Origin of the sequence: Mesorhizobium qingshengii, assembly GCF_900103325.1 — a bacterium.
Lineage (GTDB): Bacteria > Pseudomonadota > Alphaproteobacteria > Rhizobiales > Rhizobiaceae > Mesorhizobium > Mesorhizobium qingshengii.
Map to the genome: position 1 here is coordinate 126,953 of NZ_FMXM01000014.1, position 24,238 is coordinate 151,190.

A 24,238-nucleotide genomic window follows, 5' to 3' on the forward strand; every position below is an offset into this window, starting at 1 on the left:
TGTCGGGTGACGCCAAGAGACAATTTGCTGTCGCCGATATGGTGCCGGATTGCCGACGCCAAACCCGGCACGTGGCAAAGCTCCATGGGGCTACTGCCAGAGCCGCCTCATGCGAATGGAGACATCCTCCAGGACCGGCATGGAGGCCAGCACGAGGAGAATGGCAGCGAGGAACAACGTCACCGCAAAGCCAACGTGTTTGAAACCCATGGCGCCGATGACGCCGCCGATGAAGAACAATGCAACAAGCGACGCAAGCAGCCTCAGCTTCCTTCGATCCGCCTTCACGAACAGTTCGTCCGAGTCATTTCCCGATATGTTCCAATAAAACAGCTTGCCGAGCTCGATGCCCATGTCGGTCACCAGGCCAGTGACATGCGTCGTCCGGATTCTGGCTTCCGACAGCTTGGTGATGATGGCGTTCTGCAACCCCATGATGAAGCAAAGCAGCATCACCGTCATAGGCACGAACAGCGCTTCGTGACGTGCGAGATGGCTGCCGAGCAGACCGAAACAGATCAGCAGGACCGCTTCCAGGACAAGCGGGAACGCGTATTCGCTCTGCAGGCTCTGCCGCCTTCCCCAGTTGACCAGGACCGCTGAACAGGCCGCGCCCGCGACAAATGACAGCAAGGCCCCCAATCCGGAAAGCGCCAGCCCGATATTGCCGAGTGCCACGTGGTCGGCCATCGACGAAACGATGCCGGACATGTGGGACGTGTACTGCTGAACCGCCAGAAAGCCGCCAGCGTTGGCGGCTCCTGCGATGAACGTCAGAAAACGAGCGAGGTGCCGGTCAGTTCTTTCGCTTCGTTCCTTTCCGGTCAACCGGCGCAGATACACGATCATGAGCGTATCCTGCCTTTTGACGCGGCAAGTCGTGACCAAGAGTGGGGGTGCCGGGGCGGGTTCATCAACAGGTTCTGGACGCGAAAACAAGGGATCGGCCAACGCATGGTGCTGGCGTGAGCGAAGGTGGGTGCTTGGGGCTTAGTTTGGTATGCTTGTCAGCGCATCGGGATGCCGGAACCTGACGCCACGGCCGCCGTCGTCGCTGCGTACATGCTCGCTGATCAGTTCGATGCCGGCCCGGTTGAGCGCATTGATCACTTTCGTCAGACTATCGACAACGCCTCGCACATTACCGTGGCTGGCCTCCATTCGTTGGATGGTTGGCACGGAGACGCCCGCCATTTCCGCCAGGGTCTTCTGATCAATGATGAGGAGGGCGCGGGCGGCACGAAGCTGGAAGGCTGTGATCATTGAGGCATCAGTGTCTGAGTATGAGAAATGATAATCTCGATCGTATCATTGATGTGCAGAACATCAATACAAACCGAAAAATATTGACCCTCCCTTGGCATGGCGAGACGCCGCGATTATGGTGCCGGCATGACTCAACGCTACAAACTATGTCGGGAGCCGGCTGGCACCTGGGCCGTCAACGATGCTCTCACCGGGCGGCCCGCCGAGATGGGCAGCCGAACCATCGTTGGGATGAACCAGCAGGATGCCGAGGAAATCGCCGATCTTCTCAGCAAACTCGACGCACAAAGACGGGAAACAGGATCATGAAGGTCAAAGACAGCAATGGCACGCCACTGAACGAAGGCGATTCCGTCACGCTCATCAAGGATCTCAAAGTCAAGGGCACCTCCGTTACCCTGAAACGTGGAACGCTGATCAAGAACATCCGTCTCACGGGCAACGAGGACGAGGTCGAGTGTCGGGCCGAAAAGGTCAAGGATCTGGTTCTCAGGACGGAATTCCTGAAGAAAGCCTAGGAAGCTCAGTTCGTTGGCTGACGCCGCGCCGTGGCTCGGCGCCGGCAGGCGTGCGCTCACAGCAGGTTGGACAGGACGGCCATGAAGTGGTCGTTCTCCGAAGCCGAGCCGATGCTGACGCGCACATAGGTGTCGAAGCCCTCCTGCTTCCACGGTTTGACGATGACGCCTTCGCGCAGCAGGCTTTCGGCGAATCCGGAGGCATTTTGCCGGCAGTTGAAGAACAGGAAATTGCCTCTGGAGGGAGCGACCTCGAGGCCCTTGCTGGCGAGGAAATTCCCGACGCGTGCTCTCTCCGCCCTGGCCAGCGCGACAACCCTGGCGAGGTGCTCCTCATCGGCCAGGGCCGCCAGCGCGGCGGCCTGCGCCATGCCGTTGGCGTTGAAAGGCGTGCGGACACGGTCGAGCAGCGCGCGCAGTTCCGGGTCACCGACGATGCCGAAGCCGATGCGCAATCCGGCGAGGCCGAACGCCTTGGAAAATGTCCGAAGCACGATCCAGGACCGGTCGAGCTCGCCGAGGTAGGGCAGCGACGACGCATAGCCGTCGCCCTCGGCGTATTCGGCATAGGCTTCATCGATGACGATCAGCGTCTCGTCGCCCACCGCATCCAGGACCCGGGTCAGATCGCCGCCGGAGAGCCAGCTGCCGACCGGGTTCATCGGGTTCGAGAACAACAGCATGCGGGGCCGTTCGCGCACCGCCTCGACCAGCGCGTCGACATCGATGGTGAAATCGCCGTTGACGGCAACGCGCTTGACGGTCGCGCCCATCAACGTCGCGTAGTCTTCATGCAGCGGGAACGATGGATAGAGCGTGACGACGGCGTCGCCCGGCCGCAACACGGCGCGGCTGATGACGGAGAGCAGGTCTTCGGAACCGTTACCGAGGATGACCTGATCCTCGGCGACTGCATATCTGTCGCCGATCGCCTGGCGGAGCTTGCGTCCGGCTGGGTCCGGATAGAGCCGGAACATCTCGGAGCCGGCATGCATCATCGTGGCCACGGCCGGGCTCGGGCCTATGGGGTTTTCGTTCGAGCCCAGTTTGGAGATCCTGGCGGGCGCGTATCGCAGCATGACCTCGTCAATGGTCAGTCCGGAATTGTAAGGGGACAGGCGCGTGACTTCGGCTCGGACCATATTCGAGGCTTTCGACACAAGCGGGCTCCTCTGCGGTTGGCCAACAAGCTCATCGGCCGGGTTCTCAAACGCCGGGTTTCGCGGCATCTTCCCAAGGCAGGCCGGGACAGGCGCGTTCGTGCGGCGGATTTTGTCATCACTACCGCAGCCGAAATAGTTTGTATATGCTTGTATATGGAACTTGATCTGGTAGTCTCGAAACCGGCGCCGAGGCCGACGCTGGCAAGGAGGATCACATGCGCAACGCTTCTCTCTTCGATCTCTCCGGCAGGAAGGCGCTTGTCACCGGCGCAAGCCGCGGCATCGGGCGCAGCATCGCCGAGGCGTTGAGCGCGGCCGGAGCCGACGTCGCGGTCACTGCGCGCACGCTGGCCTCGCTGGAGGACACCACGGCAGCCATCCGCGCGGCCGGCGGGGTGGCGCACGCCATCGCGCTTGATGTCACCGATGTCGAGCGGTGCCGGACGGCGACAGACGAGGCCGCCAGCCTGCTCGGCGGTCTCGACATCCTCGTCAACAATGCCGGGATGGAAGAGGTTCGGCCCTCGCTCGATGTCGACGAGGCGCTGTGGGACAGGATCGTCGACACGAACCTCAAGGGAGCATTCTTCTGCGCCCAGGCCGCCGCGCGGCAGATGCGGGACGCCGGACGGCCCGGCGCCATCATCAATCTGTGTTCGCTGACATCCGAAGTCGGCATTCCCACGGCGGTGCCGTATGGCTCGTCGAAGTCGGGTCTGCTCGGCATGACCCGGGCGCTCGCGGCGGAGTGGGCGGAGCTTGGCATCCGGGTCAACGCCATCGCCCCGGGCTATTTCAGGACGGCGATGACGGATGTCTTCTACAGCAACGAGGCATGGCAGCAATCCATGCTGGCCAAGATCCCGCAGCGCCGTTTCGGTGATCTCAGCGACCTGCACGGCATCGCGGTGTTTCTTGCTTCGGATGCGGCAGCCTACATCACCGGCCAGTCCATTCCGGTCGATGGCGGCTTTCTCGCCTCGATCTGATGCGCGGGTTTGCCTGGACAGTTTCGGCTGGAAGGATGACGGAAAAATCGCTGGCGGTCATTATACATACATGTATATACTTTTCGCCGTGAGAAGCCTCGTGAGGGCTGTAATCCTTGTCTCGGGTCGATCTGTCGACCTCCAGAAGAGTGGCCGACCAGAGCCAACCAACATTGCTTTCCAAGAGTTCCAAGAGAAGGAGCAGCCATGTCCGACATCAGCTTCCACGACCTGTCATCCATCGGCGCCGACCAGCGCGCCAGTCTGCTGAAGCGCGCCGAGGGCGACCTGACGGTCTTCATCGAAAAAGTCCGTCCGATCATCCAGGCCGTCAAGGACGAGGGCGACGCCGCCTTGATCCGCTTCGCCCGGGAACTCGACAAGGCCAATGTGGCCGAGGGCGAACTGAAGGTGTCGGAGGCGGAGTTCGACGCGGCATTCGACAAGGTCGAAAAGGATGTCGTGGAGAGCATCAAGTTCGGCATCGACAACATCCGTCGCTTCCATGAGGAGCAGAAGCCGGAAACGATGTGGCTCAAGGAAGTCCGGCCGGGCGCCTATGCCGGCGACCGGTACACGCCGATCGCTTCCGTCGCGCTCTACGTGCCGCGCGGCAAGGGCGCCTTCCCGTCGGTAACGATGATGACGTCGGTCCCGGCGGTGATTGCCGGCGTGCCGCAGATCGCCATCGTGACGCCGCCGACATCGGATGGTTCCGTGGATGCGGCCACGCTGGTCGCTGCTCGTCTCGCCGGCGTGGGCACCGTGTACAAATGCGGTGGCGCGCAAGCCGTCGCCGCCGTCGCCTACGGCACCGAGACGGTGAAGCCCGCGCTCAAGATCGTCGGCCCCGGCAGCCCGTGGGTGGTGGCGGCCAAGAGCGTGCTGTCGTCGATCATCAACACAGGTCTGCCTGCCGGTCCATCGGAAGCGATCATCTTCGCCGATGACAGCGTCGACGGCGGCCTTGCCGCGCTTGACCTCCTGATCGAAGCCGAACACGGCCCGGATTCCTCGGCCTATCTGGTGACGCACAGCCGCAAGGTCGCCGAGGCAGCCTTGGCGGCACTTCCCGAGCACTGGTCGCGGATGACCGAACAGCGGGTTGAGTTTTCGCGCGCGGTGCTGACTGGAAAGCGCGGCGGCATCGTGCTGACCGCGTCGCTGGAAGACAGCTACCGCTTCATCAACGACTATGCGCCCGAACACCTCGAGATCCTGTCGAAGGAGCCGTTCGCGCATCTCGGACACATCACCGAGGCGGCCGAAATCCTGATGGGTCCGCACACGCCGGTGACGCTTGCCAACTTCGTCCTCGGGCCCAATGCGGTGCTGCCGACCAGCCGCTGGGCGCGGACCTACGGGCCGCTTTCGGTGACGGATTTCGTCAAGCGCTCGTCGGTCGGCTATGTCACCTCGGCCGCCTATCCGGAACTGGCGCTGCATGCCCGCAGGCTCGCCCGCTACGAAGGGTTCAGCTCGCATGAGAACGCGGTCTCGGAGATCCGCGACCGCTATCTCGCCGGCTGAGCGGAAGCGATCGCGATGAAGGCGGCACGACTCTATGGGCCCGGCGATCTGCGCGTCGAGGATATCGCTGCGCCGGGCGCTCCGGATGCGGGCTGGGTGAAGCTCAGGGTCGATGCCGCCGGCATCTGCGGTTCGGACCTGCACAATTTCCGCACCGGCCAATGGATAAGCCGGTCGCCTTCGACGGCCGGCCATGAACTGACCGGCACGGTCACCGCCATCGGCGAGGGCGTCGACACCGTCGCCGTCGGCGACAGGGTGGTCGCCGATTCCCGTTTCTGGTGCGGAGACTGCGCGCAATGCCGTGCCGGCAGGCGGCATCTCTGCGGCTCCCTGGGGTTCGTGGGAGAAGTCTGCGACGGCGGATTTGCCGAACAGGCGGTGTTGCCCGCACGCCTGCTGCATGTGATCGACGTCGCGCTCGACGAACGGGTCGCGGCAATGGCCGAGCCGCTTGCCGTGGCGCTGCACGCGGTGCGGCGGCTGCCGAAAACGGCAGGCTCGGTGCTTGTCGTCGGCTGCGGGCTCATCGGCGGTCTTGCCGCGCTGCTGCTCTCCCGAACCTTCGCCGGCACCGTGCTCGTCGCCGACCGCAACCAGGGTCGCCGCGCCCGCGTGGCGCGGGTGACGGGTGCGACGATCGTCGATCTCGACCGCGATGCCATTGCCGCCGCGACCGCCAATGCCCCGTTGCTGGCGGCCGTCGAGGCGACCGGCAGCATCGCGGCATTCAATCAGTTGCTCGATGTTCTCGATTCCGGCGGCACGGTGGCGATGGTCGGCATCTTCCACGGCCGCCTCGACATCGACCCCAACACATTGGTCGAACGCGAAATCGCATTGCTGGGGTGCCATGCCTTCGCCGACGAACTGCCCGACGCCGTGCGGATGCTGGGTGAACTCAGCGAGCCACTGCTGGCCCTGATCGACCGCGAGATCGGCCTGGATGACGTTCCCGCTGCCTATGAGCGGCTGTTGGCGGGACAGAGCGACGGCTTGAAAACAATCATCCGCATGCGGCAACCTGTCGAGCACGGGTGACTTCCGATAAATCGCCGGAAAGGACTTTTGAGATGATCGATTTGCCCGATACGGCCAGCCCTCTCTACGAGAAGGTGAAGGACTACATCCTGACCAACATCGGAACGGGCCGGTGGGGCAAGGATCGCAAGCTGCCGTCCGAGAATGAGTTGGTGGCTTCGCTGGGCGTGTCGCGGATGACGGTTCACCGGGCCTTGCGGGAACTGACCGCGGCGGGCTTCCTGATCCGCCTGCAAGGCGTGGGAACATTCATCGCGCCACCCCGGCCGCAATCGACGCTGATCGAGATCAACAACATCGCGGCGGAGATCGTCGAGCGCGGCAACAGGCATCGCTCCGAGGTCCTCGTCCTCGAAACAATCATGCCGACAAAGGAGCTCGCGCTGTCGTTCGAGTTCGCAAAGCGTGTCCCGATCTATCACTCCGTCGTCGTCAATTTCGAGAACGATTTGCCAGTGCAGCTGGAAGAGCGCTTCGTCAATCCGAGCCTGATACCCGACTACGACAAGCAGGACTTCACCAAGACGGCGACCTACGACTACCTGATGCAGAAAACCCCGGTGACCGAGGTCGAGCATATCATCTCGGCCATCCCGGCCGACAAGGAGACGGCGCGGCATCTGGGCATCGATGTCGGCAGTTGCTGCCTGCTTTTGCATCGCCGGACGTGGACGGGCGCGGTCGTCGCCACGATCAGCAAGCTGACCTATGCCGGCAGCCGCTACTCGCTCGGCAGCCGCTATTCCCCCTCCAGGACCAACTGACGGCGTGGCGAGAATGCAAGCCGAGGAGATGTGGCCCCAATGTATATACATGTACTGAAGAGATTGGACTCGCCCTCGGCCGACGGACTGGCCAGAAGGAACGACAGATGACGCCGACACCGAGCCGCACGGCGCGGATCCGCGCCCTCGCGCAACACGATGTCGCCGAGGCGCAGCGCGCGCTGTCGGCGTTGCTGGGGGATCTCTTCGAGATGAGCCCTTGCAATGTCCGCATCAATTTCGACAAATACAGCCTCAATTCGTTGAACGGCTTCTTCGAGGATGACGGCAAGGCCTACTTCTTCAAGTTCCATCAGGAGGAACGGGAAGAGGCGATGGCGGGCGAGTATTACCGCGCCGAGATCCTGTCGCGTGCCGGCCTGCCTGTCGACCAACCCGTGCACATGTCCGCCCAGCCCGGCGAGCAGATTCTCGTCTATCGGCGCCGCACGGATCCGAGATTTTCGGATGTGCTGTGGGCATTGGACGCGCAGGACGATGCCGGCAAACGGCGCGAGGCCGTTCTTGCCGAGCGCGACCTGTCAGCCAGGCTGCTCAAGGTCTATCTGGAGACATTGCATCCCGTCACCGTCGCGCAGGTGGAGGCGGAGCCGATCCACCGGCTCTTCCACGAGCGGCTGGTTGATGCCGATACACGCTCGTCGCCAGGTGGCCGCCTGGCCGATTTCTATATCGGCAAATCGTTTGTCTTTCCCGGCGTGGAACTGGACTGGGACCGGTTTTCGCGGCTGGAATTCGTCATCAACGGACAGCGCTACGCCAACAGTGTCGGCGAGCTTTTCGATGCCGCGGCAGTGCGCCTGCGGCCGGACAGGCTCGCCGATGCCGGCGGCGTGGTCGCGCATGGCGACGCCCACAACGCCAATGTCTGGTACACGGCGAAGGCGGGGAGGGCGGAACTGTCCTTCTTCGATCCCGCCTTTGCCGGCTCGCATATCCCCACGCTGCTGGCGGAGGTCAAGGCGACGTTCCACAACATCTTCGCCCATCCGTTCTGGCTCTACGATCCGGCCACCGCGACCGAGGCTTTTCGCGCGCGGGCGCGGCTGGACGGAGACCTGCTTCATGTCGACACGGACTGGGGCCTGAGCCCGGTCCGTCGCGACCTGCTGGAGGTCAAGGCGACAGCCCTGTGGCGGCCATTGCTGCTGGAACTCAAGCGGCGCGGCATGCTTCCGGCGGATTGGCGCGGGGTGCTGCGCTCAGGGCTCTTCCTGTCGCCGACGCTGGTCATGAACCTGCGCGCCGGCGCGCGCAGCCATACGCCGGTCTCCTCGCTCATTGCCTTTTCAGTCGCGGTCATGGTCGGCAGCGAGCCCGATGCCGGGACCGATGTGGTGACTGATTTCCTCGACCGGATCGATCCTGAAAGTGCATGAATGATCGTCGCGGAAAAGCAGGCGGATGGGCTTGATCGAGGCGGAAAATTGAGTCAATCCAACTTGTATATGCATGTATGTATTTTAGCCTTGACATCCGCTTCCGCTGACGCTGAAATATCCTCGCACTTCACCATGAAGTGGCAGGTATGACGCCGAGGCACAGTGCCGCAAGAGCAGAAACCCGCAGTCTCACCAGACCGGATGCTTGGTTGAAAAAAAGCGGTCTGATCATCAAGGGGAACAAGATGATGCGTAACCTAACAGGACAATTTCGCGCGCTCGTGATGGCTGCCGCCATCGGGCTCGCTGCCGCCCCGGCCGCCCACGCCGCCGATGCGGCCATCCCCACCACGCCCGAAGCCGGAGCGTTCAAGATCGGCATCGAGCCCTGGCTTGGCTACGGCCAGTGGCATGTCGCCGACGCCAAGGCGCTGTTCAAGGCAAACGGGCTGACGGACGTGCAGATCGTTAATTTCGCCGAGGACAAGGACATCAACGCGGCTCTCGCGAGCGGCCAGCTCGACGCCGCCAACATCGCCACCCACACGGCGATGGGCATGGTCGCGGCCGGCCTGCCGGTGAAGATCGTGCTGCTGCTCGACGTCAGCATGACGGCCGACGCCATGATCGCCGGCAAGGACATCACCTCGATCAAGGACCTCAAGGGCAAGGAAGTCGCCTTCGAGGAAGGTACGACGAGCGACATCCTGCTCAAATACGCGCTCGCCAAGAACGGCATGTCGATCGACGATGTGAAGCCGGTTCCGATGCCGGCCGCCGATGCCGGCGGCGCCTTGATCGCCGGCCGCGTGCCGGTCGCGGTCACCTACGAACCGTACCTCACCGTCGCCATGGCGCAGAACAAGGACGTCAAGCTGCTGTTCACCGCCGGCGAGGATCCCGGCCTGATCAGCGACGTGCTGGTGGTGCGCGACGAGGTGATCAAGTCGCGGCCCGGCCAGGTGCTGGCCATGATCAAGAGCTGGGACGCGGCGCTCAAGGATTACAAAGCCGACACGCCCGGTGGCCGCGCCATCATCGCCAAGGCCGTCGGTTCGGACGTCAAGGACCTCAACACCGCTTTCGACGGTGTGCGTTACTACTCTCTCGCCGAAAACAAGACGGCGCTCACCGGCGATTTCACCACCAAGACATTCGCCGATGTCGAAGCGGCCGCCAAGAACGCCAAGCTGCTGCAGGCAGACGTGACGCCGGAGCAGATGATCGACCCGTCCTTCGTCAAGGCGGCGGAATGACGAAGGCCGGATCGCGGTGGTAACACAGATGTCCGGGGAGCCCCCGGCGAAAACGGTCCCGGCTCGCCCCGCACCGGGGCCGGTCACCAAACAGGCGAGACGCCGCCGATCCTCCGGGATCGGCGTGCCCATCGCCAGGTCGCGTTTCCTGATGATCGCGGTGGCTGTCTTTGTCGGACTTGGCCTGGCCTGGTGGGCGGCGACCGGACTGGAATGGGTGAAACCCATCTTCCTGCCGTCGCCGGGCAGCGTCGCGACCCAGATCGCCAAGCTCGCTACTGACGGCACGTTGTGGCTGGACCTCAAGGCCTCGATGTACCGGATTTCCATCGGCTTCCTCATCGCCTCGGCACTGTCCATACCGATCGGCGTGCTGATCGGCAGTTTCCGTTCCTGGGAAGCAGGTATCGAGCCGCTGGTGGATTTCATCCGCTACATGCCGGTCGTCGCCTTCGTGCCGCTCTCCATCCTGTGGGCGGGTACCGGCGATACGCAGAAGTTCCTGATCATCTTCATCGGCACCTTCTTCCAGCAGGTGCTGATGATCATGGACAATGTGAAAAGGGTTCCCACCGATTTCATCGGACTTGGGCGCACGCTCGGCCTGTCGGATCGCAAGATCCTGACGCGCATCGTCGTGCCCAGCGCCTTGCCGGGTATCTGGGATACGCTGCGCATCAGCCTGGGCTGGGCATGGACCTGGCTGGTGCTGGCCGAACTCGTCGCGGCGACATCGGGGCTCGGCTATCGCATCACCGTGTCGCAGCGCTATTTCCAGACAAACACCATCATCGGCTACATCCTGCTCCTGGGCGTGCTTGGGCTCATCACCGACCAGGTGATGAAGGCACTGGAAAAGGTGCTGTTCCGGCAGGATGGCCACTCGCAATGAGGCACGGTCGATGAATCCTCCCAAATTGCGGATCGCCGGCCTCCACAAGAGCTTCGGCACGGGCGAGCGGCGCACGGAGGTGCTGCGGGACATCAACCTCGATCTTGCCGACAATGAGTTCGTCTCGCTCGTCGGCACGTCGGGTTGCGGCAAGAGCACGCTGCTGTCGATCGTGGCCGGACTGCAGGACTTCGACGCCGGCGATCTCAGCATCGACGGCGCGCCGATCCTGCAGCCGGGTCTCGACCGTGGCGTCGTCTTCCAGTCCTACACGCTGCTTCCCTGGCTGACGGCGCGGCAGAACATCGAGTTTGCGCTCAAGGCCGCGGGTTACGATCGCGCGACCTGCCGCAGGATCGCGCTGGAGCATCTCGACCTCGTCAAGCTGTCGCACAGCGCCGACCGCTACCCCTCCGAACTCTCGGGCGGAATGAAACAGCGCGTCGCCATCGCGCGTGCGCTTTCCTATCGGCCCAAGATGCTGCTGATGGACGAGCCCTTCGGCGCGCTCGATGCCTTGACCCGGCACCAGATGCAGGAACTCCTGACCCAGATCTGGGAGGAACACCGGCTCACCGTGCTGTTCGTCACGCATGACGTCGAGGAGGCCGTCTACCTGTCGGACCGTATCGTCGTCATGGGAATCGGCCCGGGACGCATCACGCAGACCTTCAACGTCGATATCGAGCGGCCGCGCCGGGAAGAGGTGATGGAAAGCCCGGCTTTCATGGATCTGCAACGCGGCGTGCACAAGGCCATCCGCGAGGGGTCAAAACGCCCCGAAATGGCGCTGGCGGGGTGATGCATTTGGCGTCGGGCCCCGGCGCCCTGTCGTCATCCAAATCACCATCCATTGCGATCAGCAGGTCATGCCGCATTGCACAAATTCTTCGCATGGGCACAATGCAAGAATGGTTCGCAGTTCACTCGCCGTCCTGGTCATCGACGAAAACCGCATCCGCGCCTCGATCATCGAGGCGGGACTGCGCGAGGCCGGCCATGAGCGGGTCACCGTCATCCACGACGTGACCGGCATCGCGCGGCAGATCGCCGAGATCGAACCCGACGTCATCGTCATCGATCTCGAAAATCCGAACCGCGACATGCTGGAGAACATGTTCCAGCTTTCGCGCGCGGTGAAGCGGCCGATCGCCATGTTCGTCGACCGCTCCGACCAGGCCTCGATCGAGGCGGCGGTCGATGCCGGCGTTTCAGCCTATGTCGTCGATGGTCTGCGGCAGGAGCGCGTCAAGCCGATCCTCGACATGGCGGTGAGCCGCTTCAACGCCTTCTCGCGCATGGCGCGCGAACTGGAAGAGGCGCGCAGCGAGCTCGAGAGCCGCAAGGTGATCGATCGCGCCAAGGGCATCCTGATGAAGTCGCGCGGCCTGAGCGAAGAGGCCGCCTACACGCTGCTGCGCAAGACGGCGATGAACCAGAACCGCAAGATCAGCGACATCGCCCAGAGCCTGGTGACCGCCGCCGGGCTGCTGGGACCGGTGGAGGACGAATGAGCATGGGCGCCGAGCACCAGATCACCGCCGGCTTCATGCCGCTTTTCGACAGTGCCGTGCTGGTCGCGGCCGGCGAGTTGGGCTTCGCCGCACGCGAAGGCATCGATCTCACGCTGCACCGCGAAACGTCGTGGGCCAACATCCGCGATCGCATCGCCATCGGCCACTTCCATCTCGCGCATATGCTGGGGCCCATGCCGCTTGCCTGCAATCTCGGGCTGACGCCGCTCGCCTCCGAGACCATCGTGCCGTTTTCGCTCGGGCTCGGCGGCAATTGCGTCACCATCTCCAACGCCGTCTGGGACGGCATGGCTGCGCACGGCGCCAAACCCGATCTCGATCCGGCGCGCGCTGGTGCAGCACTTGGCGCGCTCATTCGCGAGCGTGCTGCCGCCGGCCATGATCCGTTGCGCTTCGCTGTCGTGCACCCGCATTCCGGGCACAATTACGAACTGCGCTACTGGCTTGCCGCCTGCGGCATCGATCCGACGCGCGAGATCGAGATCGTCATCGTGCCGCCGCCGTTCATGGCCGACGCGCTGGCCACCGGGCGGATCGACGGCTACTGTGTCGGCGAGCCCTGGAACAGCGCTGCGGTCGCCGCTGGCACCGGCCACATCGTCACCGTCAAGGCGCAGATATGGCGCAACAGCCCGGAGAAGGTGATCGGCGTGCGCAAGGCCTGGGCCGAGCAGTCCCCCGAGGCCTTGGCGGCACTGTTGCGCGCGCTGCATCATTCGGCCCGCTGGTGCCAGGATCCGGCCAACCATGGCGAACTCGCGGCGATGATGGCGCAGCCGGGCTTCCTCGGCCTGCCGCCTGCCGTCCTGATGCCGATCCTGACCGGCCATCTCAAATTGGGCGGCGGCGCGGAGCTGGATATCGACGACTTCTTCCTGCCCTTCGACAAGGCGGCCAACTTTCCATGGAAGAGCCATGCGCTGTGGTTCTACACGCAGATGGTGCGCTGGGGGCATGTGGCGCACACGCCGGAAAACCTAGCCATTGCCCGCGACTGCTACCGGCCCGACCTCTACCGCTCGGCGCTGAAGCCGCTTGGCGTCGCACTTCCCGGCGCCAATTCGAAGGTCGAGGGCGCGCTGCGCGTGGCCACGGCGGTCGGCGCGACAGGGGCGGGCCTGATGCTCGGACCGGATGGTTTCTTCGACGGCCAGATCTTCGATCCGGACGAGATCGACGGCTACATAGCCGCCCAGAAATCGGCCCGCGCGCAAGCCTGATCATTTCCGCGCCATTCTTGTGCATTGCACAAAAATTGTGCGTGCGATTGCTCCAATGAACAATCTTTGGCCTGTTCGCAAGATCGCCCGGCGCGCCGGTGACCGGCGCGTATTGCTGATTCCATTGGCATTTTTCCTCTCGCCTCAAACTGGCACGGTTCATGCTTTGAAATAGCCGGGCCCTTCGCGGGTCACGGAACAGGCGTCCAATGGCGGGCGCCACAGGCAAAGCTGCCGCTCAGGTCAAGACGCGATCCGGATTTCCGGACGCGAAGACCTGGCCGGCGGCTTTTTGTTTTGGAATCGCGTTCAACCGGAGACGACGATGAAGAAGACCATGAAGAAATGGATCGGGACTGGAACATCGCTTGGGGATGTGACGCGTCGCGATTTTCTTGTCAGCAGTGCGATGACGGCCGGCCTGTTCATGGCGGCCCGCAAGCTCTTTCCGTCTGGCGCCTATGCCGCCACGACCGCTCCGGAAGTCACCGGCGCCAAGCTCGGCTTCATCGCGCTGACCGATGCGGCACCGCTGATGATCGCCAAGGAGAAGGGGCTGTTCGCCAAGTTCGGCATGCCCGACGTCGAGGTGCTCAAGCAGGCCTCGTGGGGCGCGACGCGCGACAATCTGATGCTCGGCGGCGCGGCCAACGGCATTGATGGCGCCCATATACTGACGCCGATGCCTTACCTGATGCACACCGGCAAGGTGACGCAGAACAACCAGCCGATGCCGATGGCGATCGTGGCGCGGCTCAACTACGACTGCCAGGGCATCTCGGTGGCGCAGGAATATGCCGGCACCGGTGTCGGCCTCGACGCCTCGAAGCTGAAGGACGCCTTCGCCGCCAAGAAGGCGGCAGGCAAGGACATCAAGGCCGCCATGACCTTCCCGGGCGGCACGCATGATTTGTGGCTGCGCTACTGGCTGGCCGCCGGCGGCATCGATCCCGACAAGGACGTCTCGACCATCGTCGTGCCGCCGCCGCAGATGGTGGCCAACATGAAGGTCGGCAACATGGATGTGTTCTGCGTCGGCGAGCCGTGGAACGAGCAGCTCGTCCACCAGGGCGTCGGCTTCACTGCTGCCAGCACGGGCGAATTGTGGAAGGGCCATCCCGAAAAGGCGCTCGGCCTGCGCGCTGAATTCATCGAGAAATACCCGAACGCCACCAAGGCGATCCTGATGGCCGTCATGGAAGCCCAGCAATGGTGCGAAGCCAAGGAAAACAAGGACGAGATGGCCGCCATCATCGGCAAGCGGCAGTGGATGAACGTGCCTGTCGCCGACATCATCGGCCGTCTCAAGGGCGACATCAACTACGGCAACGGCCGCGTGGCCACCGGCACCGACCTCTACATGAAGTTCTGGAAGGGCGGCGTCTCCTACCCGTTCAAGAGCCACGATACATGGTTCCTCGCCGAGAACATCCGCTGGGGCAAGTTCGCGCCGACCACCGACATCAAGGCGCTGGTCGACCAGGTCAACCGCGAGGATCTGTGGCGCGAGGCGGCCAAGGACCTCGGCGTGGCGGCCGCCGACATTCCGGCGTCCTCGTCGCGCGGCGTCGAGACCTTCTTCGACGGCAAGGTCTTCGATCCGGCCAACCCGTCAGCCTATCTCGACAGCCTGAAGATCAAGGCATCGGCCTGATCGGAGCAAACGGCGCTTTGCGCCGTTTTCGCCCCTACCTGCCCCCAAGGAGCTTTTCCAGAAGATGTCCATCCAAGCCATCGAGGACACCAAGGTGAAGGCGTTCCCCGCGAAGCCGGCGGAAGTGATTGCCTTCACCGCCAAGGCAAGACGCCGCTTCGAACCGATCGTCATCGCCGGAAAGCTGGCGAGCACGCTGGTGCCGCCGGTCATCGTCATCGCCCTCATGCTCGTAGTCTGGCAGATAGCCTGCTCGTCGCCCACATCAAGCCTGCCGCCGCCGAGCCAAGTGTGGAACGAGGCCTACGACCTGATCGCGCATCCGTTCTTCAACAACGGTCCGCAGGATATCGGGCTGGCCTGGCGGGTGCTGATCTCGCTGCAGCGTGTCGCCATCGGCTTTGGCCTGGCGGCGATCGTCGGCGTGGCGCTCGGCGCGCTGGTCGGCCAGTCGATCTGGGCGATGCGCGGCCTCGATCCGGTGTTCCAGATCCTGCGCACCGTGCCGCCGCTCGCCTGGCTGCCGCTGTCGCTGGCGGCGTTCCGCGATTCCAGCCCGTCGGCGCTGTTCGTCATCTTCATCACCTCAATCTGGCCGATCATCATCAACACCGCTGTCGGCGTGCGCAACATCCCCGAGGACTACCGCAACGTCGCCCGCATCCTGCGGCTCAACCAGTTCGAGTTCTTCGTCAAGATCATGGTGCCGGCCGCCGCGCCTTACATCTTCACCGGCCTCAGGATCGGCATCGGCCTGTCCTGGCTCGCCATCGTCGCCGCCGAAATGCTGACTGGCGGCGTTGGCATCGGCTTCTTCATCTGGGACGCGTGGAACTCGTCGCGGCTGCCCGACATCATCGTCGCGCTCGCCTATATCGGCGTCACCGGCTTCTGCCTTGACCGCCTGGTCGCGGCGGTCGGCGCCTTCGTCACCCGCGGCACAACGGCAAAGTGAGGAAAGCGCCATGACGGCCTATTTGAAACTCGACCATATCGACAAATCTTTTGCCCGTGGCGGCCAGGTCAGCGAGGTGCTGAGGGACATAAGGCTGACCATCGACAAGGGCGAATTCGTCTCCATCATCGGCCATTCCGGCTGCGGCAAGTCGACCTTGCTCAATTTGATCGCCGGTTTGACCAAGGTGTCCGCCGGGGCGGTGCTGCTCGAAGACAAGGAAGTCGACAGCCCCGGGCCCGAACGCGCCGTGGTGTTCCAGAACCACAGCCTGCTGCCGTGGCTGACCGTCTACGAAAACATCAACCTGGCGGTGTCGAAGGTCTTCGGCCGTTCGAAGAGCAAGGCCGAGCGGCATGACTGGATCATGCGCAATCTCGACCTCGTGCAGATGGCGCATGCCAAGGACAAGCGTCCGGCCGAGATCTCGGGTGGCATGAAGCAGCGCGTCGGCATTGCCCGGGCGCTCGCCATGCAGCCGAAGATCCTGCTGCTCGACGAGCCGTTCGGCGCGCTCGACGCGCTGACGCGCGCGCATCTGCAGGACGCGGTGATGGACATCCATTCCAGGCTCGGCTCGACGACGATCATGATCACCCACGATGTCGACGAGGCGGTGCTGCTCTCCGACCGCATCGTCATGATGACCAACGGCCCGGCGGCGACCATCGGCGAGGTGCTTGCCGTGCCGCTGGCGCGGCCGCGCCGGCGCATCGAGCTCGCCTCCGACCGCACCTTCCTGCGCTGCCGCGAGGCGGTGCTGAAGTTCCTCTACGAACGCCACCGCTTCGTCGAAGCCGCGGAGTAGACCAATGACCGAGAGACTCGTCATCATCGGCAACGGCATGGCCCCCGGGCGCATGCTGGAGCACCTTTTGGAGCAGGCCCCGGGCCGCTACACCGTCACCATCTTCAACGCCGAACCGCGCGTCAACTACGATCGCATCATGCTGTCGCCGGTGCTGTCGGGCGAAAAGGCCTATGAGGAGATCATCATCCACGGCGACGGCTGGTACATCGCCAACAACATCACCCTCTACAAGGGCCACAAGATCATCGCCATCGACCGGGAGGCCAAGACCGTCACCTCCGATCATGGCGTCACCGAACCCTACGACAAGCTCGTCATCGCCACCGGCTCGGTGCCGTTCATCATTCCGGTGCCCGGCCATGATCTGCCGGGCGTGCTCACCTATCGCGATCTCGACGACGTCCAGGCGATGATGCTCGCCGCCCAGTCGCGGGCCAAGGCCGTGGTCATCGGCGGCGGCCTGCTCGGGCTGGAGGCGGCGGCGGGACTGAATGCGCAGGGCATGGACGTCACCGTGCTGCATGTCATGCCGACGCTGATGGAGCGCCAGCTCGATCCGGCCGCCGGCTATCTCCTGCAGCGCGCGGTGGAGCAGCGCGGCATCAAGGTCATCACCAAGGCCAACACGCAGGCGATCACCGGCAACGGCAAGGTCGGCCAGGTGGAACTTGCCGACGGCACCATCATCCCGGCGACGCTGGTGGTCATGGCGGTCGGCATCCGGCCGAATTCGGCGCTGGCCAAGCAAGCGGGCATCGCCGTTAACAGAGGCATCGTCGTCGATGCCGGCATGCGCAGCAACGATCCCGACATCTACGCGCTGGGCGAATGCGCCGAGGTCAACGGCCAGGTCTATGGGCTGGTAGCACCCCTCTACGAGATGGCGCGCGTCGCGGCAAGTCAACTTGCCGGCAACGAAGCGGCGGCCTTCGTCCATATGGACACGCCGACCAAGCTCAAGGTCACCGGCATCGATTTGTTCTCGCTCGGCGACTTCGCAGAAGGCGAGGACCGCCAGGAGATCGTGCTGCGTGATGCCGCCGCCGGCGTCTACAAGCGCCTGGTGCTGAAGGACGACCGCATCATCGGCACCGTGCTCTATGGCGAGACGGCGGATGGCGCTTGGTTCAATGACCTCAAGAAGAAGCAGACCGACATTTCCGAAATGCGCGACACGCTCATCTTCGGCCAGTCCTACCAGGGGGGTGCCCCGCTGGACCCTATGGCGGCCGTTGCAGCCTTGCCGGATGATGCGGAAATCTGCGGCTGCAACGGCGTTTGCAAGGGAAAGATCACCGGTGCGATCACGGCCAAGGGCCTGACCTCGCTCGACGACGTGCGCGCGCACACCAAGGCCTCGGCCTCCTGCGGTTCCTGCACCGGACTGGTCGAGAAGCTGATGGTGCTGACCATCGGCGACAAATACAACCCGGCCGCGGTGCAACCGATGTGCGGCTGCACGACACTCGGCCATGACGAGGTGCGCCGGCTGATCGTGGCCAAGCGCCTGAAGACCATTCCCGCCGTCATGCAGGAACTGGAGTGGACGACCTCCTGCGGCTGCGCCAAATGCCGGCCGGCGCTCAACTACTATCTCGTCTGCGACTGGCCGGACGACTACGCCGACGACTACCAGTCGCGCTTCATCAACGAGCGCGTCCACGCCAACATCCAGAAAGACGGCACCTATTCGGTGGTGCCGCGCATGTGGGGCGGGGTGACCAATGCCGCCGAATTGCGCGCCATCGCCGACGTCGTCGACAAGTTCGAGATCCCGATGGTCAAGGTCACCGGCGGCCAGCGCATCGACATGCTGGGCATCCGCAAGGAAGACCTGCCGGCGGTGTGGGCCGATCTCGGCCAGGCCGGCTTCGTCTCCGGCCATGCCTATGCCAAGGGCCTGCGCACGGTGAAGACCTGCGTCGGCTCCGACTGGTGCCGCTTCGGCACGCAGGATTCGACGGGGCTGGGCATCCGCATCGAAAAGTTCATGTGGGGCTCGTGGACCCCGGCCAAGGTCAAGATGGCGGTGTCGGGTTGTCCCCGGAACTGCGCCGAGGCGACCTGCAAGGATGTCGGCGTCATCTGCGTCGACTCTGGCTACGAGATCCATTTCGCCGGTGCCGCCGGTCTCGACATCAAGGGTACCGAAGTGCTCGGCCTTGTGAAGACGGAAGACGAGGCGCTGGAGCATATCGTGGCGCTGACGCAGATGTACCGCGAGCAGGGCCGCTATCTCGAACGCATCTACAAATGGGCCAAGCGCATCGGCATCACCGAGATCAAGCGCCAGATCATGGACGATGCGAGCAAGCGCAAGGCCTATTACGACCGCTTCGTCTTCAGCCAGAAATTCGCCCAGGTCGACCCGTGGTCGGAACGCGTTTCCGGCAAGGACAAGCACGAATTCCGGCCGATGGCTTCTGTCGGGTTCGCACAGGCGGCGGAGTAGGAGACTTACCTCCCCCTTGATGGGGGAGGTCGCGGCGAAGCCGCGGGTGGGGATGCCAGGCCGCACCCCACCCCGACCTGCGGTCCGACCCTCCCCATCGAGGGGAGGTTGGGTGCCAGGCCGGTGAATGCTGCGCATGAATATGTTGAGGACATGGATGATGAACTGGATATCGATCGGCTCCCTCTCGGACATTCCGCGCCGCGGCGCGCGCTGTGTCGCCACGCCGCAAGGCAAGGTCGCGGTCTTCCGCACCCAGGACGATCAGGTCTATGCCATCGACGACCATTGCCCGCACAGAGGCGGGCCGCTCAGCCAGGGCATCGTTCACGGCACGGCGGTAACCTGTCCCTTGCACAATTGGGTGATCTCGCTGGAGACGGGCAAGGCGCTTGGCGCCGACGAGGGCGCGGTGCGCACCATTCCCGTCAGGATCGAGGGCGAGCGTCTGTTCATCGCGCTGGAAGCGCTGGCCAGCCGCGCGGCCTGAACACATGGAGACCGAAGAAGCACGCGAGGTGAGGACCACCTGCCCCTATTGCGGGGTAGGCTGCGGCGTGCTGGCGAAGGTCGCCGCGGACGGGCAAGTGTCCGTCCGCGGCGACCCCGACCACCCGGCCAATTTCGGCCGGCTCTGCTCAAAGGGTTCGGCCTTGGCCGAGACCATCGACCTCGACGGCAGGCTGCTTCATCCGGAGATCCACGGTCGCCGCGCAAGCTGGGACGAGACGCTCGACCTCGTCGCTTCGACCTTCTCGCAAACCATCGCCGAGCATGGGCCGGACGCGGTCGCCTTCTACGTGTCGGGTCAGCTGCTGACCGAGGATTATTATGTCGCCAACAAGCTGATGAAGGGGTTTGTCGGCTCGGCCAACATCGACACCAATTCGCGGCTGTGCATGGCCTCGTCGGTGGCCGGCCACCGCCGCGCCTTCGGCTCCGACACGGTGCCGGGCACCTACGAGGATCTCGAGCTCGCCGATCTCATCGTGCTGGTCGGCTCCAACCTCGCCTGGTGCCATCCCGTGCTCTACCAGCGCATCGCGGCGGCCCGGGAAAAGCGGCCGGAGATGAAGATCGTGCTGGTCGACCCGCGCCGCACCATGACCGCCGACATCGCCGACATGCACCTGGCGCTCGCGCCGGATGGCGACGTCGCTCTGTTCACCGGCCTGCTCGCCTATCTCGGCCAGCACAACGCGCTCGACCGCGCCTACATCACGGCGCACACGACCGGCTTCGGGCAAGCGCTTTTCGCCGCCTCGGCGCTCGACCTTGCCGGTGTTGCCGCCGCCACCGGGTTGAGCGAGGACGAGCTTGGCCGCTTCTACAGCCTGTTCGCGGCAACGGCGAAAACGGTGACCGTCTACAGCCAGGGCGTGAACCAGTCGTCGTCGGGCACCGACAAGGTCAACGCCATCATCAACTGCCATCTCGCCACCGGCCGCATCGGCAGACCGGGGGCGGGGCCGTTTTCGGTGACCGGCCAGCCCAACGCCATGGGCGGCCGCGAGGTCGGCGGCATGGCCAATATGCTGGCCGCCCATATGGAGATCGAAAATCCAGAGCATCGCGACCGCGTGCAGCGCTTCTGGAATGCGCCAGCCGTTGCTCGCAAGCCCGGCCTGAAGGCGGTCGAGATGTTCCAAGCGGTGGCCGACGGGCGCATCAAGGCGCTGTGGATCATGGCCACCAACCCGGTCGATTCGATGCCGGACGCCGATGCCGTCGAAGCGGCGATCAAGGCTTGTCCGTTCGTGGTGGTCTCGGACGTGCTGGCCAACACCGACACCATCCGCCACGCCCATGTCCGGCTGCCCGCCGCCGCCTGGGGCGAGAAGGACGGCACCGTCACCAATTCCGAGCGCCGCATCTCGCGCCAGCGTGCATTTCTGCCCGCGCCCGGCGAGGCGCGGCCGGACTGGCGGATCATCGCCGACGTCGGCAAGCGGATGGGTTTTGGCGCGGCGTTCGCGCATGAGACGCCGGCGCAGGTCTTCGCCGAACACGCCGCGCTGTCCGGATACGAGAATGATGGTGCGCGGGATTTCGATATCGGTGCCTATGCGGGAATCGATGGAGAAGATTACGACGCGCTGGCTCCATTCCAATGGCCGGCGCCGAGCCCAGCGGAGGGCGCTCAGGCGGCCGATGGTTCTTCCAGCTCACGCTTCTTCGCCGACGGCGATTTCTACACACCCGACCGCAAGGCGCGCTTCATTGCCATCCGTCCCACTGCGGAAATCCGCACCAGCCCAGACTTCCCGCTCGTCCTCAACACCGGCCGTGTCCGCGACCACTGGCACACCATGACGCGGACCGGCAAAAGTCCGCGGCTGTCCCAGCACATCGCCGAGCCGTTCGTCGAGATCCATCCGGCGGATGCACAGCACCACGGCATCGGCGACGCCGACATCGTGCGCGTTGCCAGCCTGCGCGGCGAGGTGCTGGTGCGCGCGCTGGTCACGCCTCGCCAGCGCCAGGGCAGCCTCTTTGCGCCGATGCACTGGACCGATCAATTTGCCGCAAGGGGCCGGCTCGACACGCTCACCGCGCCACTGACCGATCCGGTTTCCGGCCAGCCGGCGCTGAAACATGTCGCGGCCAGCGTCGAGACGTTTGCCGCGAAAGCCTTCGGCTTTGCCGTGATGCGCCGGAAGCCGGCGTCGATTGCCGCGCCCTATTGGGCCGTGGCGAAATGTAGGGATGGCTGGCGGGTCGAACTCGCCTTTGCCGATGACGACATCGACTGGGCCGGCTTCGCCGCGGGCTTGTTCGACGTGCCGCCGGGAGGCGACATGCTCGCCTATCATGACCGCGACGCCGGACAACATCGCATCGCCGCTTTCGACGGCGATCGCCTGTCCGGCGCCTTGTTCGTCGCGCCCGGACCGGTCGCCGTGTCGCGCGGCTGGGCGGCGGAACAACTCGACGAAATCCACGCCGGACAGCGCGAACGCTTCCGGATCGTCGCCGGCCGCGCCGGCGCCGATCGGCCGGACGCCGGCGCGATCGTGTGCTCCTGCTTCAGCGTCGGCGCCAACCAGATCGCGGCGGCCGTGGCGGGAGGCTGCACGAGCGTCGAAGCCATTGGTGGTACGCTGAAGGCCGGCACCAATTGCGGCTCCTGCCGGGCCGAAATCCGGGCGATCATCCAGGCAAATCGAGTTCAGGCGGCAGAGTGACGCGCCCGACCAGGAGCCCGTTCCGGACGGCGAACGCGGAATTGGTGGCGTCATGTTGTTCGTCCGAAACTATGGATGTGGGACCACTTCAGGCCGCTGCCTCAACTGGAAGGCCTGCCGCCTTCCATTCGGGATAGCCGTCCTCGAGCCGGTGAACGACATAGCCTCGCGTCCGCAGTGCCGCGACAGCCTCGAAGGACAGAACGCAATAAGGACCACGGCAATAGGCGATGACCTCCCGGTTCGCGGGAAGCTCCGCCAACCGGCGCTCGAGTTCAGTGAGCGGGATGTTGAGCGCCCCCGGAAGATGTCCGAGCGCAAATTCATCCTCCGACCGGACGTCGAGAACCGTGACAAGGCCGTCATGCAGCCTTGAGACAAGATCTTCGCGCGACACAGCCTCCAGCGCGTCGCGAGTGTGGAAATAGTCGGTCATGACGCGATTGACCTCGGCGACGTTCCGCTCGCCGACGCGCCCCAGGGCCTTCATCAATTCGACCACCTGGGCATCTCCGGCAAGACGATAAAGCACATGCTTGCCGTGCCGCTGCGCCTCGACAAGCCGCGCGCGTCGAAGGATTTGAAGGTGGCGCGAGGCGTTGGCAAAGTTGAGTCCCGCTCGCGCCGCAAGCCCCTCGACGCTGCGTTCGCCCTGGGCGAGATGCTCCAGCAATTCCAGTCGGTGCGCATGCCCGAGCGCCTGAGCGACTTCGGCAAGGCTGGCGAAGATCGCCTGTTTTGGCCCGATGCTTGACATGCGACCTTCTCGATGGAACATTCAGCAGAATAATTGAATGTTATCCAGGAGAGGTAGAGAGCGCAAGCCGTGATCCTCCGTCAATTCCTCCATTCCGATCCCGTCGCCGCTTCCTATCTGTTCGGATGCGGCGGCAAATCGGCCGCCGCCGTCGTCGATCCGGTCGGCGACATCGCGCCTTATCTCAGGGTTGCCGAGGCAACCGGCATGCGCATCCTCTTTGTGGTCGACACGCACATCCATGCCGACCACATTTCCGCCGGGCGCTCACTCGCCGAAGCTTCCGGCGCGCAATATGTGCTCTTCGAAGGCGTGGAAGCCGGCTTCCCGTTTCGGGGCGCCAAGGACGGCGAGGTGCTCGAGCTGGGTAACGTGACCATGACCGTCATGCACACGCCCGGGCACACGCCGGAGCACATCTCGATCCTGGTCACCGACAGGACACGCGCGGCCGAGCCATGGTTCGTGCTGACAGGTCACACGCTCATGGTTGGCGATCTTGGAAGAACCGAACTTGCAACCAGCGCCGAGGCCGGTGCGCGGACGCTGTTTTCCAGCATACGCCGTCTCAAGCAACTGCCGGATTACGTCGAGGTTCTGCCAGGCGCCTATTCCGGCTCGGTCTGCGGGCGCTCGCTCAGCGGTAAGCCGACATCGACGATTGGCTTCGAAAAGCGCTTCAACAAGGCATTCCGCATCGAGGACGAGGACGCTTTCGTTGCGACGATGATCGCGGACATACCGCCCCCGCCGCCGGATGCGGCGCGCAACCGCGCCGCCAATGCCGGCCTGGCCGCCGCTGCGGCCTGACCGGTGAGCAATGCGGCATCGGTTTCGCGGTCAGCAG

At 64.2% G+C, this 24,238-nt stretch carries 22 protein-coding genes and 1 pseudogene; 19 read left to right on the forward strand and 4 right to left on the reverse strand.

Annotated features, from left to right (window positions below):
• Positions 1-102 precede the first annotated feature (102 nt).
• Both BLS48_RS21890 and BLS48_RS21895 read right to left on the reverse strand, forming a co-directional pair.
• Positions 103-849 (reverse strand): annotated as a pseudogene (locus tag BLS48_RS21890) (YoaK family protein); the annotation flags it as partial.
• Positions 850-990: 141 nt separating this feature from the next.
• Complete coding sequence (locus BLS48_RS21895; RefSeq protein ID WP_091581969.1) at positions 991-1,263, reverse strand: helix-turn-helix domain-containing protein; 273 nt, start codon at positions 1,261-1,263, stop codon at positions 991-993.
• 129 nt (positions 1,264-1,392) lie between these two features.
• Here BLS48_RS21895 and BLS48_RS35065 point away from each other — a divergent pair, with 129 nt between their 5' ends.
• Positions 1,393-1,575 carry a hypothetical protein gene (locus BLS48_RS35065; protein WP_143019462.1) on the forward strand — a complete coding sequence of 61 codons (183 nt, stop codon included), beginning with the start codon at positions 1,393-1,395 and terminating at the stop codon, positions 1,573-1,575.
• The gene (locus BLS48_RS21900; RefSeq protein ID WP_091581971.1) at positions 1,572-1,784 is read left to right on the forward strand and encodes an alkylphosphonate utilization protein; all 213 of its coding nucleotides are present in this window, start codon (positions 1,572-1,574) and stop codon (positions 1,782-1,784) included. The genes BLS48_RS35065 and BLS48_RS21900 overlap by 4 nt, the downstream gene beginning before the upstream one ends.
• Before the next feature lie 56 nt (positions 1,785-1,840).
• Here the strand turns inward: BLS48_RS21900 and BLS48_RS21905 are convergent, their stop codons facing one another.
• Positions 1,841-2,944, reverse strand: coding sequence for a histidinol-phosphate transaminase (locus tag BLS48_RS21905; RefSeq protein WP_091582107.1), 1,104 nt, complete (start codon positions 2,942-2,944; stop codon positions 1,841-1,843).
• 218 nt (positions 2,945-3,162) lie between these two features.
• On the opposite strand from BLS48_RS21905, the gene BLS48_RS21910 reads away from it, so the two are divergent.
• From BLS48_RS21910 to BLS48_RS21990, 16 genes are all read left to right on the forward strand, one after another.
• Entirely contained in the window at positions 3,163-3,936 is a 774-nt protein-coding gene (locus tag BLS48_RS21910; RefSeq protein WP_091581973.1) for an SDR family NAD(P)-dependent oxidoreductase, read from the forward strand.
• 207 nt (positions 3,937-4,143) lie between these two features.
• Positions 4,144-5,466: a histidinol dehydrogenase gene (gene hisD, locus BLS48_RS21920; RefSeq protein ID WP_091581976.1), complete on the forward strand. Its 1,323-nt coding sequence runs from the start codon at positions 4,144-4,146 to the stop codon at positions 5,464-5,466.
• Between the two features lie 15 nt (positions 5,467-5,481).
• On the forward strand, positions 5,482-6,507 hold the full coding sequence (locus BLS48_RS21925) for a zinc-dependent alcohol dehydrogenase (RefSeq protein ID WP_091581979.1): 1,026 nt from the start codon (positions 5,482-5,484) through the stop codon (positions 6,505-6,507).
• Between the two features lie 32 nt (positions 6,508-6,539).
• Entirely contained in the window at positions 6,540-7,271 is a 732-nt protein-coding gene (hutC, locus tag BLS48_RS21930) for a histidine utilization transcriptional repressor HutC (RefSeq protein ID WP_091581982.1), read from the forward strand.
• Between the two features lie 107 nt (positions 7,272-7,378).
• Entirely contained in the window at positions 7,379-8,671 is a 1,293-nt protein-coding gene (locus BLS48_RS21935; protein WP_091581985.1) for a hypothetical protein, read from the forward strand.
• Between the two features lie 251 nt (positions 8,672-8,922).
• Positions 8,923-9,930, forward strand: coding sequence for an ABC transporter substrate-binding protein (locus BLS48_RS21940; protein WP_091582109.1), 1,008 nt, complete (start codon positions 8,923-8,925; stop codon positions 9,928-9,930).
• Positions 9,931-10,054: 124 nt separating this feature from the next.
• Positions 10,055-10,822 (forward strand): ABC transporter permease, encoded by a 768-nt coding sequence (locus BLS48_RS21945; RefSeq protein ID WP_167365185.1) that lies wholly within the window; start codon positions 10,055-10,057, stop codon positions 10,820-10,822.
• 10 nt (positions 10,823-10,832) lie between these two features.
• Positions 10,833-11,624, forward strand: coding sequence for an ABC transporter ATP-binding protein (locus BLS48_RS21950; RefSeq protein ID WP_091581990.1), 792 nt, complete (start codon positions 10,833-10,835; stop codon positions 11,622-11,624).
• A gap of 109 nt (positions 11,625-11,733) precedes the next feature.
• Positions 11,734-12,336: an ANTAR domain-containing response regulator gene (locus tag BLS48_RS21955; RefSeq protein WP_091581993.1), complete on the forward strand. Its 603-nt coding sequence runs from the start codon at positions 11,734-11,736 to the stop codon at positions 12,334-12,336.
• 2 nt (positions 12,337-12,338) lie between these two features.
• The gene (locus BLS48_RS21960) at positions 12,339-13,577 is read left to right on the forward strand and encodes a CmpA/NrtA family ABC transporter substrate-binding protein (protein WP_167365192.1); all 1,239 of its coding nucleotides are present in this window, start codon (positions 12,339-12,341) and stop codon (positions 13,575-13,577) included.
• Positions 13,578-13,914: 337 nt separating this feature from the next.
• Positions 13,915-15,231: a CmpA/NrtA family ABC transporter substrate-binding protein gene (locus BLS48_RS21965; protein ID WP_091582112.1), complete on the forward strand. Its 1,317-nt coding sequence runs from the start codon at positions 13,915-13,917 to the stop codon at positions 15,229-15,231.
• Positions 15,232-15,295: 64 nt separating this feature from the next.
• The gene (ntrB, locus tag BLS48_RS21970; RefSeq protein ID WP_091581998.1) at positions 15,296-16,186 is read left to right on the forward strand and encodes a nitrate ABC transporter permease; all 891 of its coding nucleotides are present in this window, start codon (positions 15,296-15,298) and stop codon (positions 16,184-16,186) included.
• 10 nt (positions 16,187-16,196) lie between these two features.
• On the forward strand, positions 16,197-16,994 hold the full coding sequence (locus tag BLS48_RS21975; protein ID WP_091582001.1) for an ABC transporter ATP-binding protein: 798 nt from the start codon (positions 16,197-16,199) through the stop codon (positions 16,992-16,994).
• A gap of 4 nt (positions 16,995-16,998) precedes the next feature.
• On the forward strand, positions 16,999-19,449 hold the full coding sequence (gene nirB / locus BLS48_RS21980) for a nitrite reductase large subunit NirB (RefSeq protein ID WP_091582003.1): 2,451 nt from the start codon (positions 16,999-17,001) through the stop codon (positions 19,447-19,449).
• A 160-nt stretch (positions 19,450-19,609) separates the two neighbouring features.
• Positions 19,610-19,939 (forward strand): nitrite reductase small subunit NirD, encoded by a 330-nt coding sequence (nirD, locus tag BLS48_RS21985; protein ID WP_091582115.1) that lies wholly within the window; start codon positions 19,610-19,612, stop codon positions 19,937-19,939.
• 4 nt (positions 19,940-19,943) lie between these two features.
• The gene (locus BLS48_RS21990; RefSeq protein ID WP_091582006.1) at positions 19,944-22,634 is read left to right on the forward strand and encodes a nitrate reductase; all 2,691 of its coding nucleotides are present in this window, start codon (positions 19,944-19,946) and stop codon (positions 22,632-22,634) included.
• 88 nt (positions 22,635-22,722) lie between these two features.
• Here the strand turns inward: BLS48_RS21990 and BLS48_RS21995 are convergent, their stop codons facing one another.
• The gene (locus tag BLS48_RS21995) at positions 22,723-23,391 is read right to left on the reverse strand and encodes an ArsR/SmtB family transcription factor (RefSeq protein ID WP_091582009.1); all 669 of its coding nucleotides are present in this window, start codon (positions 23,389-23,391) and stop codon (positions 22,723-22,725) included.
• A gap of 69 nt (positions 23,392-23,460) precedes the next feature.
• Here BLS48_RS21995 and BLS48_RS22000 point away from each other — a divergent pair, with 69 nt between their 5' ends.
• Positions 23,461-24,201: an MBL fold metallo-hydrolase gene (locus BLS48_RS22000; protein WP_091582011.1), complete on the forward strand. Its 741-nt coding sequence runs from the start codon at positions 23,461-23,463 to the stop codon at positions 24,199-24,201.
• Positions 24,202-24,238: the final 37 nt, after the last annotated feature.

Bases quoted from the DNA above. Each gene is read 5' to 3' on its own strand.
- BLS48_RS21895 (WP_091581969.1), bottom strand. From the start codon at position 1,263: ATGATCACAGCCTTCCAGCTTCGTGCCGCCCGCGCCCTCCTCATCATT.
- BLS48_RS35065 (WP_143019462.1), top strand. From the start codon at position 1,393: ATGACTCAACGCTACAAACTATGTCGGGAGCCGGCTGGCACCTGGGCC.
- BLS48_RS21900 (WP_091581971.1), top strand. From the start codon at position 1,572: ATGAAGGTCAAAGACAGCAATGGCACGCCACTGAACGAAGGCGATTCC.
- BLS48_RS21910 (WP_091581973.1), top strand. From the start codon at position 3,163: ATGCGCAACGCTTCTCTCTTCGATCTCTCCGGCAGGAAGGCGCTTGTC.
- hisD (WP_091581976.1), top strand. From the start codon at position 4,144: ATGTCCGACATCAGCTTCCACGACCTGTCATCCATCGGCGCCGACCAG.
- BLS48_RS21925 (WP_091581979.1), top strand. From the start codon at position 5,482: ATGAAGGCGGCACGACTCTATGGGCCCGGCGATCTGCGCGTCGAGGAT.
- hutC (WP_091581982.1), top strand. From the start codon at position 6,540: ATGATCGATTTGCCCGATACGGCCAGCCCTCTCTACGAGAAGGTGAAG.
- BLS48_RS21935 (WP_091581985.1), top strand. From the start codon at position 7,379: ATGACGCCGACACCGAGCCGCACGGCGCGGATCCGCGCCCTCGCGCAA.
- BLS48_RS21940 (WP_091582109.1), top strand. From the start codon at position 8,923: ATGCGTAACCTAACAGGACAATTTCGCGCGCTCGTGATGGCTGCCGCC.
- BLS48_RS21950 (WP_091581990.1), top strand. From the start codon at position 10,833: ATGAATCCTCCCAAATTGCGGATCGCCGGCCTCCACAAGAGCTTCGGC.
- BLS48_RS21955 (WP_091581993.1), top strand. From the start codon at position 11,734: ATGGTTCGCAGTTCACTCGCCGTCCTGGTCATCGACGAAAACCGCATC.
- BLS48_RS21960 (WP_167365192.1), top strand. From the start codon at position 12,339: ATGGGCGCCGAGCACCAGATCACCGCCGGCTTCATGCCGCTTTTCGAC.
- BLS48_RS21965 (WP_091582112.1), top strand. From the start codon at position 13,915: ATGAAGAAATGGATCGGGACTGGAACATCGCTTGGGGATGTGACGCGT.
- ntrB (WP_091581998.1), top strand. From the start codon at position 15,296: ATGTCCATCCAAGCCATCGAGGACACCAAGGTGAAGGCGTTCCCCGCG.
- BLS48_RS21975 (WP_091582001.1), top strand. From the start codon at position 16,197: ATGACGGCCTATTTGAAACTCGACCATATCGACAAATCTTTTGCCCGT.
- nirB (WP_091582003.1), top strand. From the start codon at position 16,999: ATGACCGAGAGACTCGTCATCATCGGCAACGGCATGGCCCCCGGGCGC.
- nirD (WP_091582115.1), top strand. From the start codon at position 19,610: ATGAACTGGATATCGATCGGCTCCCTCTCGGACATTCCGCGCCGCGGC.
- BLS48_RS21990 (WP_091582006.1), top strand. From the start codon at position 19,944: ATGGAGACCGAAGAAGCACGCGAGGTGAGGACCACCTGCCCCTATTGC.
- BLS48_RS21995 (WP_091582009.1), bottom strand. From the start codon at position 23,391: ATGTCAAGCATCGGGCCAAAACAGGCGATCTTCGCCAGCCTTGCCGAA.